This is a genomic window from Streptomyces capoamus (assembly GCF_014654935.1).
Taxonomy (GTDB): Bacteria; Actinomycetota; Actinomycetes; order Streptomycetales; family Streptomycetaceae; genus Streptomyces; species Streptomyces capoamus.
Genome location: NZ_BNBF01000094.1, coordinates 1 through 895, shown reverse-complemented (window position 1 = coordinate 895; position 895 = coordinate 1). Strand labels below are relative to the sequence as shown.

Genomic DNA, 895 nt, shown 5'->3' with positions numbered 1-895 from the left:
TCTCGTGACTGCGTGCCTTTTGAAGAATGAGCCTGCGAGTTTGCGGTGTGTTGCGAGGTTAACCCGAGTGGGGAAGCCGTAGCGAAAGCGAGTCCGAATAGGGCGCTTCAGTAGCACGCTCAAGACCCGAAGCGGAGTGATCTAGCCATGGGCAGGTTGAAGCGGAGGTAAGACTTCGTGGAGGACCGAACCCACCAGGGTTGAAAACCTGGGGGATGACCTGTGGTTAGGGGTGAAAGGCCAATCAAACTCCGTGATAGCTGGTTCTCCCCGAAATGCATTTAGGTGCAGCGTCGTGTGTTTCTTGCCGGAGGTAGAGCACTGGATAGGCGATGGGCCCTACCGGGTTACTGACCTTAGCCAAACTCCGAATGCCGGTAAGTGAGAGCGCGGCAGTGAGACTGTGGGGGATAAGCTCCATGGTCGAGAGGGAAACAGCCCAGAGCATCGACTAAGGCCCCTAAGCGTACGCTAAGTGGGAAAGGATGTGGAGTCGCACAGACAACCAGGAGGTTGGCTTAGAAGCAGCCACCCTTGAAAGAGTGCGTAATAGCTCACTGGTCTAGTGATTCCGCGCCGACAATGTAGCGGGGCTCAAGCGTACCGCCGAAGTCGTGTCATTGCAGCAGATAGCCCCAACGGGTGCTGTGATGGGTAGGGGAGCGTCGTCTGCCGGGTGAAGCGGCACTGGAAGGTAGTCGTGGACGGTTGACGAGTGAGAATGCAGGCATGAGTAGCGATACAAACGTGAGAAACGTTTGCGCCGATTGACTAAGGGTTCCTGGGTCAAGCTGATCTGCCCAGGGTAAGTCGGGACCTAAGGCGAGGCCGACAGGCGTAGTCGATGGATAACCGGTTGATATTCCGGTACCCGCTGTGAAGCGTCAAACATCGA

General features: G+C 56.4%; 1 rRNA gene. It reads left to right on the top strand.

The annotated features are described in order from the left end of the window. Positions 1-895, top strand: a 23S ribosomal RNA gene (locus IE312_RS37940); the annotation flags it as partial.